This is a genomic window from Streptomyces scopuliridis RB72 (assembly GCF_000718095.1).
Taxonomy (GTDB): Bacteria; Actinomycetota; Actinomycetes; order Streptomycetales; family Streptomycetaceae; genus Streptomyces; species Streptomyces scopuliridis.
Window position 1 is genome coordinate 177,335 of the sequence record NZ_JOEI01000010.1, and the last position, 15,895, is coordinate 193,229.

Sequence of the window (15,895 nt, forward strand, 5' to 3'; positions counted from 1 at the left end):
CCGGGCGCACTCCGCCGGGGCGGGTTTCCGCACCACGGCCCGGAAACCCGCCGGTCATGCCCGCGCACACCGGTCACCGACGCCGACACGCCCATCTCCCCATGGACAGGCAGCCTTGATGCAGATCCCCTTGAACGAGCTGGTCTTCGACGTCGATGTGGCGGGACCCGAGGACGGCGAATCCGTACTCCTCCTCCACGGCTTTCCCCATAACCGGCAGTCCTGGACCGACATCGCGCCGGTCCTGCACCGGGCCGGGCTGCGCACCATCGCCCCCGACCAGCGTGGATACTCACCGGGTGCCCGTCCGGAACCGACCGAGGCGTACGCGCTGCCGGAGCTCGCGGGCGACGCGCTGGGCATCCTGGACGCCCTCGGCATCGCGTCGGCGCACGTGGCCGGCCACGACTGGGGCGCGGTCGTCGGCTGGTACATGGCGGCGCGTACGCCGGAGCGGGTACGGAGCCTGACGGCGTCCGCGTTCCCCCATCTGGACGCCTACCAGCACGCGCTGCGCGTCGACCCGGAACAGCGCGACAACTCCGGGTACATCGAGGTGCTCAGCGCCGAGAACGCGGCCGACTCCTTCCTCGCCGACGGCGCGGCCGGGCTCGACGGCTGGTTCCGGCAGGCCGGCGAGGGCGTGCTGAGCGAGGAGCAGATCCGGCGGTACGTCCGCACGCATACCGCCCCCGGGACGCTGCGGGCCGCGCTCCAGTGGTACCGGGCGGGCACCCTGCGGGACGACAACGGTCCACTCGGGCCCGTCACCGTACCGACCACGCACATCTGGAGCGAACACGACCCCTCGGTCAGTGTCTTCGCCGCGGAGCACACCGCCGACCATGTGACGGGGGAGTACCGTTTCGTGCGGCTCCAAGGGGTCTCGCACTGGCAGCCCCAGCAGGTGCCGGAGACGATCGCCGCGGAGATCCTGCGCCGTGCGGGCCGAGGCGGGGGGCTCGTCTAGGGCCTGTCTTCAAAGTAGCGCCGTCCGCCCGAAGGGCGGGCCCGGGGGCGTCCGGTGCGTGCGATCGCAAGGCGGAGGGTCGCCCCAGTACTGGACCAGCCGAACAGTTTCGCCACAAAGCGGGCCTGCTCCTCCGGCAGGCCCTCCGCGGTGAGCCCGGCCACATAGTCCTCCTCGGAGACCGGTACGTAACGGATCGCGCGGCCGGTCGCCTTGGCGATCGTGTCGACCGCCTCACCCATGCTCAGGGCGCGCGGGCCCGAGAGCGCGTAGGTGGTCTCCTGGTGTCCGCCGCCGGTGAGTACGGCCGCCGCGACCTCCGCGATGTCCTCCGCGTCGATGAACGGCTCCAGTCCGTCGCCGCACGGCAACCGCAGTTCCCCGGCCCGTACCGGCGCGCTCAGGGTCTCGTCCTCGGTGAAGCCCTGCATGAACCAGGTCGGCCGGAGAATCGTCCAGGCGGCGCCGGAGTCCTTGAGCGCGTTCTCCGTCGCCAGCAGCTCCGGTTCGCCGGAGTCGTCCCAGCCGCGCGCCGAGAGCAGCACCAGCCGCTCGACACCCCTCTCGACGGCGAACGGGGCGAACGCCCGCATCCGTTCGCCGGCGTTCTCATCCTGCGAGTCCACCAGATAGGCGGCGCGCGCCCCGGACACCGCGGTCTCCCAGGTGGCCTCGTCGAACCAGTCGAACCGGACCGAAGTGGAGCGCGACACCGGCCTGACGTCCTCGCCGAGCCGCCGAAGCCGCTCCACCACATGCCGGCCGGTCTTGCCGGTGCTGCCGACGACCAGGAGGGGACCATGTTCGTTAGCGCGTCTCATGGGGCGAGTAGACCATGAACTCTCCATGTGGATCAGAGCAGTTGGCCGAAAGGCGCCGGTGATCCGGGGCGTGTCGCGAGGGCGGGAACGGTGTGCTCGCGAATCCGCCGCGACCGCGGTCTCACCGGGGCACACTCCCGGGGTCCGACGCGAACCGCTCCTCTTCGTGTGCCGCGGTCTCGTGGTCCCGGGCCGCCCCGGCCGCCAGCCCGGCGCGGAACGCGTCCTCGCCCAGCGCCGCGCTGATCCGCGCGGAGATCCGTTCCACATCGCGGCGCTCGGCCGGCGGCAGCGGGGCGCCGGACCGGGTCCTGGTCTCCGCGGCGGTCCCCAGCAGCCGCGCGGCCCGCGTGTACCGTCCCGCCAGCGTATGCGCCCCGGCCAGTCCCTCCAGGGCCAGCGCGACGGCCCGGGAGTCACCCGTCACCCGGGCGGTGGTCAGACAGTCCTGGTGCAGGGAGAGTGCGGCGGCCGCGTCCCCGCGCTGCTCGGCGATGAACCCCAACTCGGCCAGAACCAGAGCGAGTCCGGTGAACGCTCCTCGGCTGCGGTTCCACTCCCGCCACGGCCGCAGATGCTCCTCCGCGATATCCAGCCGGCCCTGACGCCGGGCGCCCAGCGCGAGTCCCAGCTCGGCGAACTGCTCCACCGGACGGTTCCCCTGGTCGACCGAGAGCCGCAGCGCCCGCCAGTGCAGTTCCTCCGCCTCCGTCAGCCGCTCCGCCAGCAGGGCGATCCGGCCCAGGCCCGACAGCTTGCGGGACACCTCCGACCACAGCTCCAGCGACTCGGCGATCCGCAGCCCCTCACGGTGCAGCCCGGCCGCCAGCTCGTAGTCCGCGTTGATCTCCGCGAGGACGCTCAGCACCTCGGTCGCCTTGAGCTGGCCCCAGGCGTCACCGAGGGCGATGAAGTGCCCCCGGGCCTCCAGGGCGTTGCCGCGCATCGCCTCCAGATTGCCCCTGGCCATGGCCAGGGCCGCGCGGGTGCTGAGCGCGGCTGCCACTCCCCAGGTGTCGCGCAGCGCGCGGAAGTCGGTGAGGGCGCTGTTCATCCGCTCCTCACCGGCCGTCAGGGCTCCCAGGCTCCACTCGGCGAACCCGAGGAACCACTCCGCCCTGGCCCGGCCCACCGTACGCTCGGGCCGGTCCTCGTCCAGCGGGGCGTCGCCGCCCGGCCCGCTCTCGCCCAGCAGCATGCCGAGCCCCGTGTACCAGGTCTGCGCCTCGGCCCGGTCGGCCGTCGGCGCCTCTCCTTCCGCGCCGAGCGCGTTGGCCAGCGCACGGCACCCTTCACCGAGCCTGCCGCGCAGAAACCAGTACCAGGTCAGGGCGTTCGCCAGCCGCAGCGCCCACGGCGCGGAGCCGGTACGCCGTGCCTCGTCCAGGGCCCGCTGGAAGTTGGCGGATTCCGCGTCCAGGATCTGCAGCCAGTGGCGCTGGTCGCGGCCGTGCAGATGCGGCCGGGCGCGTTCGGCCAGTTCGGTGTAGTGCCGCAGATGGCGAGCGGCCAACTCCGCGGCATCGCCCAGCTCCTGGGACTTCCGCTGTGCGTAGACCGCGACGGACTCCAGCAGCCGGTAGCGCGGCACGGGCTGGCTGTCCGTCCTGATCACCAGGGACCGGTCCACCAGCCGCGCCAGAATGTCCAGCACCTCGTCGCCGGAGACCTCCGTGCTGACGCACAGGTCCTCGACGGCTTCCAGCGTGCAGCCCTCGGCGTGCACGGCGAGTCCGCGCAGAAGCGTCTGCTCCTGCGCGCTGAGTAAGCTCCAGCTCCAGTCGATGGTCGCCTGGAGCGTCCGCTGCCGCTGCGGCGCGCCCCGGTATCCACTGTTCAGAATCCGGAAACGGTCGTCGAGCCGGTCCAGCAGCTCCTGCACGCCGAGTGTCCGCAGCCGGGTGGCCGCGAGCTCCAGCGCCAACGGCAGCCCGTCCAGCCGACGGCAGATGTCCGTGACCTTGGGCGCTGTGACCGCGTCGAGGACGAAACTCGGATCCACGGCCCTGGCCCGCGCGGTGAAAAGCTGGACGGCACTGGAGCGCCGGAGCGTGGCCGTGTCGCTGCCGGGCAGTGGCAGGCTCAGCGGCGGCACGGGCCACACCGTCTCACCCGGTATGCGAAGCCCCTCCTGACTGGTCGTCATCAAGGTGAGGTGCGGGGCGGCTTCCATCAGGGCGCTGACCAGTTCGGCCACCGCGTCGACCACATGCTCGCAGTTGTCCAGGACCAGCAGAAGCCGCCGGGAGCCCAGCGCTCCCGTCAGCCGCTGTACGGAGCCGCCTGCGGACGAAACGATCCCCGCCGTGCCCGAGTCCTCGCGGATACCGATCACCGCCATCATGTGCTCGGCCAGCGGCCCCGGCCCCGCGGGCCCCGCTCCACCGAGCCCCGCCAGCTCCACCAGCCAGACCCCGTCGGGGAATTCGGCGTCCAGTTCCCTGGCCGTGGCGGTGGCGAGCCGGGTCTTGCCCACCCCGCCGGGGCCGGTGAGGGTGACCAGCCGGCGCTCGCGTACCAACTGCGTCACCTCCGCCAGCGCCTCGTGCCGCCCCACCAGAGGGTTCACCCCCGCGGGCAGATTGGTGCGCGACCGGATGCCGGGGATCGTGTGCAACGCGCCCTTGGCGTCCTGGAGTTTGGGGTCCTGGCGGAGTATGGCCTGCTGGAGCTCCTCGATGGCCGGCCCGGGGGTGAGCCCCAGCTCCTCGTCGAGGCGCCTCCTCAGCTCCGCGTAGCTGTCCAGCGCCTCCGAGGAACGCCCGACCCGGTAGAGGGACCGCATCTGCACCACCCGGAGCCGCTCGCGCAGCGGATGGGAGGTCACGAGCGTGGTCAGTTCGCCGATCAGCATGCTGTGCTCGCCCAGTTCGAGACGCGCCTCGGCATGCTCCTCCACCGCGGTGAGGTGCTCTTCCTCCAGACTGGCGATGGCGGCCTGGGCGAACGGCTCGTCCGCGAAGTCGGCGAAGGCGGGTCCCCGCCAGAGTGCGAGAGCGTCCGTCAGGACGGTGGCCTTCGCGCGCGGGTCCTCCGTCGTACGGGCGCGTGCCACCAACGTCCGGAAGCGGTCCGCGTCCACGGATGTCTCCGGTGCCTTGAGCGCGTAGCCGGGAGATCTGTGCGTGATCAGCTCGCGGCTGCCGGGCTCGGCCTCCTCCAGCGCGCGGCGCAACTGCGAGACCTTCGCCTGGAGGGCCCCTACTGGGTTGGCGGGGAGAGTGGAGCCGCCCCACAGGTCCTCGACGAGCCTGTCCGCCGGCACCACCCGCCCGTTGTGAGCGAGCAGGTCGGCGAGCAGGGCCCGGACCTTCACCTCTGGTACCCGTACCAGCCTTTCCTTGGTCGCCCACACCTCCAGCGGTCCCAGCACCCCGAATTGCATATGCCCAGCGTAGCCCAGGCAGTTCGGCGGGGAATGGAATTGTCGCAGGTCACCATTGTCCCCACCGGCACCGGAGGCGGCCCGAAGCGGACCCGAAGGAAATCCGAAGGCGCATGTCGCACAGTGATTTCCGGCAAAAGGCGGAAGCGGAGCGGCGAAGGGGATGGGGCGCGTATGAGCGACATGGACCGACTGCGGCTGGTGATCATCATTGGCAGCGTCAGGAAGGGCCGGTTCGGGCCCGTCGCCGCGGAGTGGCTCGCCTCACGAGCGCGCCTGCGTGACGATTTCGACATCGATGTCATCGATCTCGCCACCGCCTGGCTGCCGGATGTGATGTCCACCGAACTGTCGGCCCGTAAACCGCAGGCGGTCCAGGATCTGGCGCCGTGGCTGGCGGCGGCGGACGCTTTCGTGGTGGTGACGCCCGAGTACAAGCAGAGCTTCCCCGCCTCCCTCAAGAGCGCCATCGACTGGTACGACGAGGAGTGGCACGCCAAGCCCGTCGGATTCCTCTCCTACGGTGGCGCGTCGAGCGGGCTGTGTGCCGTCGCCCAGCTGCGGCAGGTCTTCGCGGAGGCCCATGCCGTGACGATCCGGGAGACCGTCAGCTTCCACGACTACCAGGAGCGCTTCGACGCCCAGGGCCGGCCTTTCGACATCGAGGCCGGCCATGAGGCGGCCCGCGTGATGTTCGACCGGCTGAGCTGGTGGGCCCGCGCGCTGCGCCAGGCACGCCAGATCGAACCGTACGAACGCGCCACCGACGTGTGCGCGGGGGCGTGAGTCGTGGAGAGAGGAGGGAGAAGCGCCATGGACAGCAAGTGGTTCCGACGTTACGGCCAGGCCGGTCCCGGTGAACCCGGCAGTCCCCGGCTGATCTGTTTCCCGCACGCGGGCGGCGCGGCCAGTGCCTACGCCGGGCTCGCGCGCCTGCTCGCACCGCACTTCGACGTCCTGGCCGTGCAGTACCCCGGCCGGCAGGATCGCAGGCGCGAGACACCGGAGCGGGGGATCGCCCCGCTGGCCGGGAGGATCGCCGCGCGACTGCTGGAAGGGGGCCCCGGACCGTATGTGCTCTTCGGGCACAGTATGGGGGCGCTCGTCGCCTACGAGACCGCTCGCGCACTCCAGAAGCGGGGCTCGGCCGGCCCCGGCCGGCTCTTCCTCTCCGGGCGCGGTGCCCCGGGGGTGACCCCGTCCCCACACGATCAACTCGACGGCGACGAGGCGATCCTGGCCGCCGTCCGGCGCCTGGGCGGCACCGACGCCGCCGTGCTGGACGATCCGGAACTGCTCGACATGGCGCTTCCCCCGCTGCGCGCCGACTACGCCGCCCTCGCCTCGTACCGCTGGGCGCCGGATCCCGTGCTGGACGTTCCGGTCACCGTCCTCGTCGGGGCCGACGACCCGGTGGTTCCGGTCGAGGCGGCGGACGGATGGCGGGAACGGACCACGCAAGAGGGCGAGATGCTCGTCTTTCCCGGCGGTCACTTCTATCTGGGTGGACAACTCGGGGAGGTGGCCGGGGTGATCGCGGACCGGGCCGGGGTCCGGGTGAGGTCCTAGGGCGTGTTTCACCAGGGAACCGTCCGGCGGAGGCGGTAAGAGGCGGTCATACACCCGGGATTTGTGATCGGCGGATTTTGCAACGTGGGAAATTTTGCCGGCTTGACACCAGATATCGACCACTACAGACCGGTTCGCGGCAGTACGTCTATGCGTGCATCGAATCAGCACACTTCACCCATGAGGGGACAAGCGTGGAGTTCAGGATTCTGGGTCCGTTAGAGGTGTCACTCAGAGGCCGGGCGGTACCGCTGGGGGGCTTCAAACAACGAGCGGCGCTGGGGCTGTTGCTGCTCCGGGTGAACCGGGTGGTGGCCACCAGCGAGATGCTGGCCGCCCTGTGGCCCGAGGAGGATCTGCCGGCGACCGCCCGGAAGATCGTGCAGAACGCCGTTTGGGGGCTGCGGGCCATCCTCGCGGAGCCGCCCGGCGTCGGCGCGGTGCCGGCGGAACGTCCCGAACTGCTCACCCAGGCACCCGGGTACATCCTGCGCGTCGATCCGGGCCGGCTCGATGCGAATCGGTTCGAACGGCAGGTCGCCGAGGGGCGGGCCCGGCTGGTCGCGGGGGATGCGGAAGCGGCGGCGAGGCTGCTCCGTGAGGCGCTCGCCGAGTGGCGCGGACCCGCGCTGGCCGACCTCTCCGAACAGGGCGTCGCCTGGCCGGAACTGACCGCGCTCCGCCAGCTCCGGCTCGATGTCATGGAAGACCGCTTTGAGGCCGAACTGGCGTGCGGTCGTCATCAGGGTGTTCTGGGTGAGCTGGTCTCGCTCGTCGCGGCCGAACCGCTGCGGGAACGTCTGTGCCGGCAGCTGATGCTGGCCCTCTACCGCTGCGGCCGACAGGCGGAGGCCCTCAGCGTGTTCACCCGGGTGCGCCACGCCCTCGTCGAGGAGTACGGTCTCGAACCTTCGCGTGACCTCCAACTCCTCCAGCAGAGCATCCTGACCCATGATCCGTCCCTGGCCGCGCCCGTCGAGGCCGGGGCCGACCGGCTGGAGCTCGCGACCGTACGCCCGCTGCACGCCGGCCCGCCGCGAGCCGCGGAACCGGTACGGCAGGATCACGGGGCCGGCGAGGAGTGGCGGTGGCCCGAGGGCGAGCGCCGGGAGAGCCACCGCACCGGTCCGGATCACCGTTCCGAAGGCGGGGTGCGCCGGGATGCCGGTGAAAGACCGGCGCCGGAGCGAAGAACCGGACACGAGCCCCGGCCGGACGTGCCGCCGGGCGCCGTCGGCGGCCCGGACGCGACGGGGGCAGCCGCGGGACCGGTGGCCGAGCGGCGGCAGGTCAGCGTGGTGCTGGTGCGCACCGGATTCAGCGGCGAGGCCGCCGCGCTCGCCGCCGACCGGATCGCCCTGTCGCTGCACGACGCGGTCAGCGCCTTCTCCGAGAGCGTCGAGGGTTTCGGCGGCACAGTCGTCGGCTCGCTCGGTTATGTGTCCGTCGCCCTGTTCGGGCTGAGAGAGGACCGGCCGACGGCGTCACTGGACGCGGTGGCGGCGGCGCTCGCCGTACGGGACCGGCTCAACCGGATGCCGGGACCCACCTTCCACGCGGTCGTGATCGCCGGTGCCGCCCTCGTCCGCCATGATCCCCACGACCCGGGCGCGCCCGTCACCGTCGTCGGCCGACTGCTCGACGACGCCCAGACCCTGCTGACCGCCGTGCCGCCCGGCGAGGTGTACGTCAGCGGGGACGCGGCCCGGGTCACGGAGGTCCGGATGCGGCACCGGCCGGTGGTCCATCTGGAGGCCGACGTGGAGGGACCGCGCCAACGCACGCCCGGGGAGCGGTATGACGCGCCGTTCGCTCCACCGGACGATCAGGCCCCGCACGAACGCGAACTCGCCATCCTCACCGATCTGCTCGACCGCTCCCGGAGCCATGAGGCTCCGCACCTGGTGACGATCCTGGGAGAACCGGGCGCCGGGAAGACGCGGTTCCTGGAGGAATTCGAGCACCGGGTCTCCCTGCGCTCCCCGGAGGTGCGCGTGGTGCGGGTGGGGGCCGCGGAAGCCGACGACAACGGGCCTCGACTGGCCCGTGACATCCTGGCCGCCTGCTGTGGGCTCCCGGCCGGGGCGGGCGCCGACAGCCGCTTCACCGAGGCGGTCAGAAGGCTGGCGGGCCACGGCGCCCGCGCGGAGCGTCTGCTGAAGGTCCTCCATCCGCTGATGGGCCCGGCGGCCAAGGCTCCGAGCCACGAGGAAGTCCATGAGCGCTGGATCGAGTTGGTGACACTCTCGGCACGCGAACGGCCCCTCATCCTCTGCTTCGACGATGTCCACCGGTCCCAGGACTCCGTGCTCGACTGCGTCGAGCAGCTCGTCGCCACGGCCGGGGCCGCACCGCTGTTCGTGGTCGCCTCCGCGCGGCCGGAACTGCTGGAGCGCAGGCCCTTCTGGGGGAGCGGACAGCGGCACGCCGGCACCCTGACCCTGGACCGGCTGTCGGACCGGAGAGGCGATCTCGTCTCGCGGTTTGCCGGCCGCCCGGGACCGGCGGAGGGAACGGCCTACGCTGCCGGTCACCCGCGCCGGCGTGCGCACTGGGGCCAGGCACTCTCCGGTCATGAACCGTTCGCGGTGGGGCACGCGGAGCGATGACCGCCGAATGGAGCGGCGGTGCGAGGGACTTGCTTCCCTGAAAGCATGGATGACGACACGATCCCGCCGCACCCCGCCCACCGGACCGCTCAAGCCGGGGACATGACCCTGGCCGCGCTCGTGGGCCGGCAGTTCGTCGAAGCGCTCGATGCCGGTCTGCGGCGGGCGAGAGCCACCGACCGGTACCGGGCGCGTCCCTCGGCCCTTCCCTCTGCGGTCGAGCCGGAGGCCGCCGTCCCAGCCGTCTCCGCCGTCTCTACCGCGGAGCGGTGGCCGGAGGCGGAACGCCCCGCTGTGCCCGCCCCGGAGCGGCGGCCGGAGCCGCTTCGTCCCGCCGACACGGCCGCGGCGCTCCTGGGGCGTCATGCCCACGCGATCCTGCGGGGCTTCGAGACCTCGTTGCCGCTGGCCGTGGTCCCGAGCGGAGTGCCACGTCGTGTGTCGCGGCTCTCGCTCACCGTCTGGGCCCGGGAGGTCCTGCGGACCGCCATGGACCTCGACGACCCGCCACGTCCGAGGACGCCACCGCCCGGCGCGGAGCAGCGGGTGATCGCGGCGGCCCTGCTGCTGGAGTGCGCGGCCGTGGTGCTGGCCGGACATGCTGCCGGTGCCGAGGCGATCGGCGCTCTGGCCCGGGCGATCCGTACCCCCAGGACCGACGCGGTGACGACCCGGCCCGCCCCGGCGGCGGTCTCCCGGCAGAGGTCGTGACCAGTGGCGAAGGCGCGCGGTACGCGGACGGGTGCCGGGCGCCCGGACAGGGCCTACGCGACATCCGCGCTGCCGTCCGGGACGGGCAGCGACCGCAGCAACCGGTCGAGCGTGTCCCCGGCGGCGGAGGCGAGGCTGATGGTCAGGGAGTGCTGACGGCCGCCCGCCCAGTCGGGGCGGAGTTCGAGCAGGAGCGCGCGGGCACCGACGACATTCAGCAGGGGGACATCGACGGAGGTGTCGGTGAGATGCTCGACGGTCTCCAGAAGGATGTCGTCGGCATGGTGCAGATCATCCCAGATGAGGACCAACGGCTGTTCGAGCGCGGCCTTGACGACGAAGTCCCGCCAGGCGCCGAGCGTTTCGCCGGTGGAGGGCATGCGCTGTGCCGGGCGGACCGGAGCGATCAGCGGCTTCAGCGCGGCGAGCATCGCCCGCGCGCCGTCCGCGGTGCCCGCCAGCCGTATCAGCGTCCCCTCGGCCTTGCGGAGCGCGGTCCGCTCCGTGTCCTCGTGGCCTATCCCGCAATACGCGGCGAACATCTCGGCGGGCGCGCTCAGCGGCCCGCCGGAGCCCGGACACCGGACCGAGCCGGTCAGCACCCGTACCGTGTCCTTCTCCGCCGAGAGCCGGCGCCGGAATTCCATCAGCAACCGCGTCTTGCCGAGTCCGGACTCGCCGAGCACGGTGATCAGATGAGGTATCGACCGGTGCCGGGCGCGACGTAACAGACCGTGCATCAGATCGAGTTCGTACTCGCGCTCGCCCGCCTGCGACGGGCACCGCTCCCCGAGGGCGCCCGTGACCGGGCAGATCGTCCGGACCTGCCACCGCGAGCGGGACGAGCCTGCCCGGTGGTAGACAACGCGCGATTCGGTCAGCCGGTGGGTCAGGTCGCACACCCGCACCATGCCGTCCGGCGTCTGGTCCAGCATGTCCTGGCAGACGTCGATCAGATCGCCGCCTATCCAGGGCCGTACGGCGCCGGCCACGGTCCACTGGGTCACCACGGCCTCGCCGGTGGTGACCGCCGCCTGTACGTGGAGACCGCGCACCACGGGCGTGGGCGGCGCCGACGGGGCCGCCGGAACGCTGAGGCAGTCCCTGACCGAGGTGCCGGCACGCACCGCGCGCTCCGCGCCGCAGGCGCGTTCCGGGGTGTGGGCGAAGTAGCCCAGCTGGACGGAGCCGATCGACGCCGCGACCTCGCCGCCGAACTCCTCGATCTTCTCGCGGGCCAGTTGGGAGACCGCGTCGAGCACACGGTCGATGTCCTTCGGGGGCAGATGGTCGAACTCCGCGCCGAGATGGAACCGGAGCATCAGGATGGTGGCCGGCTGACGGGGGTTCGGCGGCTCGTCCGTCTCCTCGGGCGGTCCCGTCAGGACAAGACCGGGAGCGGTTTGCGGGGTGTCGTCCGCGGCCGGGGCCGGGGTGGTCGCGTCCCCCGCCCCGTGCGCGTCGTGCTCGTCGCGCTCCCGCTCCGTCGAGCCGGGGGCGGGCGACGCCACGGCCGCCAGGCCCTGTTCGCGCCGCGCCATGACCTCCGGAGGCAGGTCGAGCGAGGGATCCTGGGTGAGGACGGACTGCTGGAGCAGCTGCATCTGGCGGCCCGGTTCCAGGCCCAGCCCTCCGACAAGGGCGGCGCGCACCCGGCTGTAGACCCCCAGCGCCTCGGCCTGCCGGCCGCACCGGTACAGCGCGGTCATCAATTGCTGCGACGCCCGCTCCCGTAAGGGCTCGGCCTCGACGTACGCCTCCAGCTCCCGCAGTACGGCGTGGTGCCCGCCGCAGGCCAGCTCCGCCTCGAAACGGTCCTCCATGACATCGAGCCGCATCTCCTGCACCGCCGTGAGCTGCGGCCAGATCGTGCCGTCCTCCACCAGGTCGGCGAGCGCCACCCCCTGCCACAGGGAAAGCGCCTCACGCAGCACCCGGCTCGCCGTCATGGGATCGTCGGCCGCCAGCGCCGCGCGCCCCTCGGCCACCCGCTGCTGGAAGACGAGCAGATCGACCTCCTCGGGCCGGACCCGGACCATGTAGCCGGGGGCACGCGTGACCAGCTCGGGGCCGACCTCGGGGCCCGCCGCGTGGGCGAGGGCGCGGCGCAGCCTCCAGACCGCGTTCTGGAGGATCTTCCGCGCGGTGAGGGGTGCGCGGTCCGTGGGCCAGAGCGCGTCGAGCAACTGGCTGGTGGGCACGACCCGGTTGGCGTGCAGCAGCAGAAAGGCGAGTGCCGCTCGCTGCCGGGCTCCACCGAGCTCCACCAGTCCGGAGTCGGTCTCGACTTCCAATGGGCCCAAGAGCCGAAAGTGCATGGTTCTCCCCGCTTGAAGCCCCGCACGCTACAAACCCATGATGACCTGTGTCAAAGACCTGACTGGCCGGCCGGATCGGAGGTATGGGCGTCGGCGTGCGGGGGCGAGGCACGCGGCGCCCGCTCAGTGGACGGGGGCGCCCATGAGTCGTTCACCCGCATGGTCCCTCAAGATCCCGCAGATGTCCCGGAGTCCGAGATCGAGTTGAGAGATCTCCTTGTCGGAGAGGTGGAGGGACGGTTCGAACCGCAGGGTACTGAGGGCGCTCGCGGTCGGGAACGTCCGGATGTCGTGGCGGTGCAGCAGATGTCCGGCGAGGACGTAACCGAAGAGGCCGCCGGTGGCCGCCTCCCGCAGGATCGTCGAGGAGGAGCCGGAATGGTCGTGGAACTCCAGACCGAGCATGAGGCCCTTGCCCCGCACGTCCTTGACCACCTCCGGGAAGTCCGCGCGCACCGAGTCCAGTACGGCCCGCAGCGCCTCCCCTCGCTCCGAGGCCCGGCGATAGGCCGATCCGCCGTCCGCCTCCAGCAGTTCGAGCACCTTGAGCGCGATATGGCAGGAGAAGCTGTCCTTGGCGAAGGTGGAGCTGTGGACGATCTCGAACTCCTTGCGGTAGCGGGCCTCCCGCACCAGCATCACCGAGGTCTTGGCGATTCCACCGCCCAGCGTCTTGGCCAGTGTGTAATAGTCGCCGCGCAGCCCGATCTGCGAGCTGGCCAGGAGGGTTCCCGTCCGGCCCATGCCGCTCTGGATCTCGTCGATGATCACCGGACAGTCGATCTCCTCGCAGAACCGCTGGATTTCCCCGGCGAATTCGGCGGAGAGGACGTGGATTCCGCCCTCGCCCTGGATCGGCTCCACCAGAAAGCCGCAGAACACCGGGAATTCGAGTTCCGTGATCTCCACCCGGCCGTCCGAGACAGTCAGGTCCCACACCGCGCGCCGCTCCTGGGCGTAGATCTCCTTGAGCGCCTCGGGCCGTTCCCGGGGGACGAATCTGGCCTGCGCCGCCAGCGACTTGAAGGGGACGCGGTACGCCTCGTTGTGTGTCAGCTGCACACTAGCGGCGAGCTTTCCGTGGAAGCCGCCCTCCAGAGAGAGGAACAGCGGCGGGTGCGCGAGCTGTTCGGCGTTCCGGCGCGTCAGCTCCGCGGCGAGCGCGTCGAAGCCGTCCCCGGGTGCCGGGGCATCCGTGCCGAGGCGCGCGTAAACGTCGGGCGTCACCGCCGCCGTACGGGACGCCACCGCCTCGCGGGCGCGCTCGCGGTGCACGGCCAGCTCCTCCTGGAGTGCCGCCAGCCGTATGCCCCGGTCGAGTTCGGCGTGTTTGACCGCGGCCTCGACGGCCTCCGCCCCGGTATTGGCGAAGATGGCGAAGTGCGGCTCCTCGGTGCGCAGTTCGCGGTGGATGATCCGGTTGAGTTCCGAGGCGAGGCGGTTGGCATAGGGGTGCCGCGAGAACTGCGCGTGGACGGGGGTTCCCGCGGCCAGCAGTTCCCGGGCACGGTCGACGATCGCGGGGTGGTTGTGGCCGAGCAGGACGGAGCCGTATCCGCCGGCGAAGTCCACCACCGGTATCTCGGCGCCGTCCTCGCCGATACGGAAGAGTGTGTTGTTCTCGGCGCGGACGTATTCGACGGCGAGTCCCGCGGTGCCCAGCACCTGACGCAGATACGGCTCGGCGAGTTCCGGCCCGGTGAACTCTGGCTCGGTCGATACGGAGTCTGTGTGGTCCATGGGCACAGGGTGCGCCCGTGAGGTAAACCTGCGGTCATTGTGGAGTCACCCCCGGCGACTGCCGTGAGGGGAGCGCCGCGGTTACTGAACGGTGGAGGTCCGTCGGCAAGCCGCCGGTACGTTGATGAGCGCCGGCCCATATGTCGCACCGGAACGGGCCGAGCGTGCCCCAACTGATTCGGAGAAGGTGGCATGAATTCCGCGTCCGCTGAACTCGACTCCTCGGCTTCCCCATCCGTACCGCGCCGGGTGGGTCCCGACCGGCTGAGGGAAGTGATGTCCCGTTTCGCGACCGGTGTCACGGTGATCACCGTGGGTCGGGAGCATCTGCACGCCATGACGGCGAATGCCTTCAGCTCACTGTCGCTCGAACCGCCCTCGGTGCTCTGCAGTGTCGGGCACGGCGCGGTGATGCATCAGGCACTGACCTCCGCGGGCCGGTTCGCCGTCAATATCCTCGGCGCCGAACAGGAGCCCCTCGCACGGCACTTCGCCGACAAGAAGCGCACCCTGGGCGCCGCCCAGTTCGACGGTGTCGAATGGCGCCCGGGAGAGCACACGGGAGCGCCGCTGCTCTCCGGCTCACTGGCCTGGCTGGAGTGCGAACTGACCGCGGCGCACGCGTTCGGTGACCACACCATCTTCATCGGGACGGTGCTGGAGGTCGGCAGTGGTGGCGACGGGCACGGTCTGCTCTTCGTCAACGGTGCCTTCGGCCGCCCGGAGCCATCGGTCCGCTGAACGGCCGGCAACGACAGCGGAACCCCCCGGAAGGATTCCGGGGGGTTCCGTGCTGCGTGGTGCGGTACGGGCCCGCCCGCTACTCGGCCACCAGGCCCGTGGCGGCCACCGGACGGTCGATGGCCATCAGCCAGCGGCCGTCGTCGAGACGCCGCAGGACATCCGTGCAGTTGCCCTCCAGAAGGAGGGGTTCCCCGTCCGGACCGGTGGTCTCGATGCTGTAGTCGACCCCGATCAGCGCCACGTCGCCGGCGACGTACGCGTGCGTCACCGCGGCCTTCAGGCTCGGCTTCGAGGCCAGGAACTCCTTGAAGAAGGCCAGACGGTCCGCGCCGGTGAGGGGCTCGCCGGAGAAGTTCGAGATGGAGTCTTCGAGGTACAGACGGTTGAACAGCTCGCCGTCACCGGAGTTGAAGACCTGGATGAAGATCTCGTTCTGGGTGTCGGTGTCGTTGGTGAGGTCAGGGTTCTCGGGGTCGAAATCGACGGTGAAGGCCATGATGAACCGGCCCGCCTCTCTGTGATGGCCGAATGGGTGGGTGTGCGGTGGAAACCGCCGCAGGCGGTATGACCGGGCAGACGGGACTTCGGACTTACTCGTCTAGCCCTGGCCGTAGGGGTCGTCGACGGCGTACCGCCAGACCGCGTCCTCGCCCAGGCGCAGCACATCCACGCCGACGCCCTCCAGCCGCTCCGGTGCCCCCGCGTCGTCGATGGTCTCGATCACCCAGTCGACGATCAGCAGCGCGGTGTCACCGGTCACGAAGGACTGCCGCGGTACGGCGGTCATCCGCGGACCGCGGGCCAGGAACTCCCGCTGATACTCCCTGCGGGCCTGGCCCGTCAGCGGCTTGCCCGGCTCCCAGACCGCGACGGCCTCCTCGGTGTAGAAGCGGTCGAGCGTGTCGAAGTCCCCGGCGTTGAAGGCATCCACATATAGCGACGTGTGCTTTTCGAGGTTATCGGTGAGTTGAGACATGGCGAGCTTCGGCCTGCCCTTCTGGGGTGAGGTGGCTGAGTTCCACGTACCG

General features: G+C 71.2%; 12 protein-coding genes. 6 read left to right on the forward strand and 6 right to left on the reverse strand.

Going from position 1 to position 15,895, the window contains the following annotated elements; translation table 11 throughout:
- Positions 1 to 118 precede the first annotated feature (118 nt).
- On the forward strand, positions 119 to 970 hold the full coding sequence (locus IF11_RS0115460) for an alpha/beta fold hydrolase (RefSeq protein ID WP_030352169.1): 852 nt from the start codon (positions 119 to 121) through the stop codon (positions 968 to 970).
- On the opposite strand, the gene IF11_RS0115465 is transcribed toward IF11_RS0115460, so the two are convergent.
- Entirely contained in the window at positions 967 to 1,791 is an 825-nt protein-coding gene (locus IF11_RS0115465) for an NAD(P)H-binding protein (RefSeq protein ID WP_051745939.1), read from the reverse strand. The two genes, IF11_RS0115460 and IF11_RS0115465, sit on opposite strands and share 4 nt — an antisense overlap.
- Before the next feature lie 121 nt (positions 1,792 to 1,912).
- A complete protein-coding gene (locus tag IF11_RS42710; RefSeq protein WP_030352171.1) occupies positions 1,913 to 5,176 on the reverse strand; it encodes an AfsR/SARP family transcriptional regulator in 3,264 nt (1,087 codons plus the stop codon).
- A gap of 174 nt (positions 5,177 to 5,350) precedes the next feature.
- Here IF11_RS42710 and IF11_RS0115475 point away from each other — a divergent pair, with 174 nt between their 5' ends.
- From IF11_RS0115475 to IF11_RS0115490, 4 genes are all read left to right on the forward strand, one after another.
- The gene (locus IF11_RS0115475) at positions 5,351 to 5,962 is read left to right on the forward strand and encodes an NADPH-dependent FMN reductase (protein ID WP_030352172.1); all 612 of its coding nucleotides are present in this window, start codon (positions 5,351 to 5,353) and stop codon (positions 5,960 to 5,962) included.
- A 27-nt stretch (positions 5,963 to 5,989) separates the two neighbouring features.
- Positions 5,990 to 6,745 carry a thioesterase II family protein gene (locus IF11_RS0115480; RefSeq protein WP_037727797.1) on the forward strand — a complete coding sequence of 252 codons (756 nt, stop codon included), beginning with the start codon at positions 5,990 to 5,992 and terminating at the stop codon, positions 6,743 to 6,745.
- A 224-nt stretch (positions 6,746 to 6,969) separates the two neighbouring features.
- Complete coding sequence (locus IF11_RS37765) at positions 6,970 to 9,354, forward strand: ATP-binding protein (protein ID WP_133243295.1); 2,385 nt, start codon at positions 6,970 to 6,972, stop codon at positions 9,352 to 9,354.
- 45 nt (positions 9,355 to 9,399) lie between these two features.
- Positions 9,400 to 10,065 carry a hypothetical protein gene (locus tag IF11_RS0115490; protein ID WP_030352175.1) on the forward strand — a complete coding sequence of 222 codons (666 nt, stop codon included), beginning with the start codon at positions 9,400 to 9,402 and terminating at the stop codon, positions 10,063 to 10,065.
- Between the two features lie 53 nt (positions 10,066 to 10,118).
- On the opposite strand, the gene IF11_RS37770 is transcribed toward IF11_RS0115490, so the two are convergent.
- Positions 10,119 to 12,368 carry an ATP-binding protein gene (locus IF11_RS37770; protein WP_165840676.1) on the reverse strand — a complete coding sequence of 750 codons (2,250 nt, stop codon included), beginning with the start codon at positions 12,366 to 12,368 and terminating at the stop codon, positions 10,119 to 10,121.
- A 138-nt stretch (positions 12,369 to 12,506) separates the two neighbouring features.
- Entirely contained in the window at positions 12,507 to 14,123 is a 1,617-nt protein-coding gene (locus tag IF11_RS0115500) for an aspartate aminotransferase family protein (protein ID WP_037727798.1), read from the reverse strand.
- Positions 14,124 to 14,315: 192 nt separating this feature from the next.
- Between IF11_RS0115500 and IF11_RS0115505 the strand changes: the two genes are divergently transcribed.
- Positions 14,316 to 14,864, forward strand: a complete 549-nt coding sequence (locus IF11_RS0115505; RefSeq protein ID WP_030352178.1) for a flavin reductase family protein — start codon at positions 14,316 to 14,318, stop codon at positions 14,862 to 14,864.
- A gap of 79 nt (positions 14,865 to 14,943) precedes the next feature.
- Here the strand turns inward: IF11_RS0115505 and IF11_RS0115510 are convergent, their stop codons facing one another.
- The gene (locus IF11_RS0115510; RefSeq protein WP_030352179.1) at positions 14,944 to 15,363 is read right to left on the reverse strand and encodes a YybH family protein; all 420 of its coding nucleotides are present in this window, start codon (positions 15,361 to 15,363) and stop codon (positions 14,944 to 14,946) included.
- Positions 15,364 to 15,465: 102 nt separating this feature from the next.
- Positions 15,466 to 15,798 carry a YybH family protein gene (locus IF11_RS0115515; RefSeq protein ID WP_326609219.1) on the reverse strand — a complete coding sequence of 111 codons (333 nt, stop codon included), beginning with the start codon at positions 15,796 to 15,798 and terminating at the stop codon, positions 15,466 to 15,468.
- Positions 15,799 to 15,895: the final 97 nt, after the last annotated feature.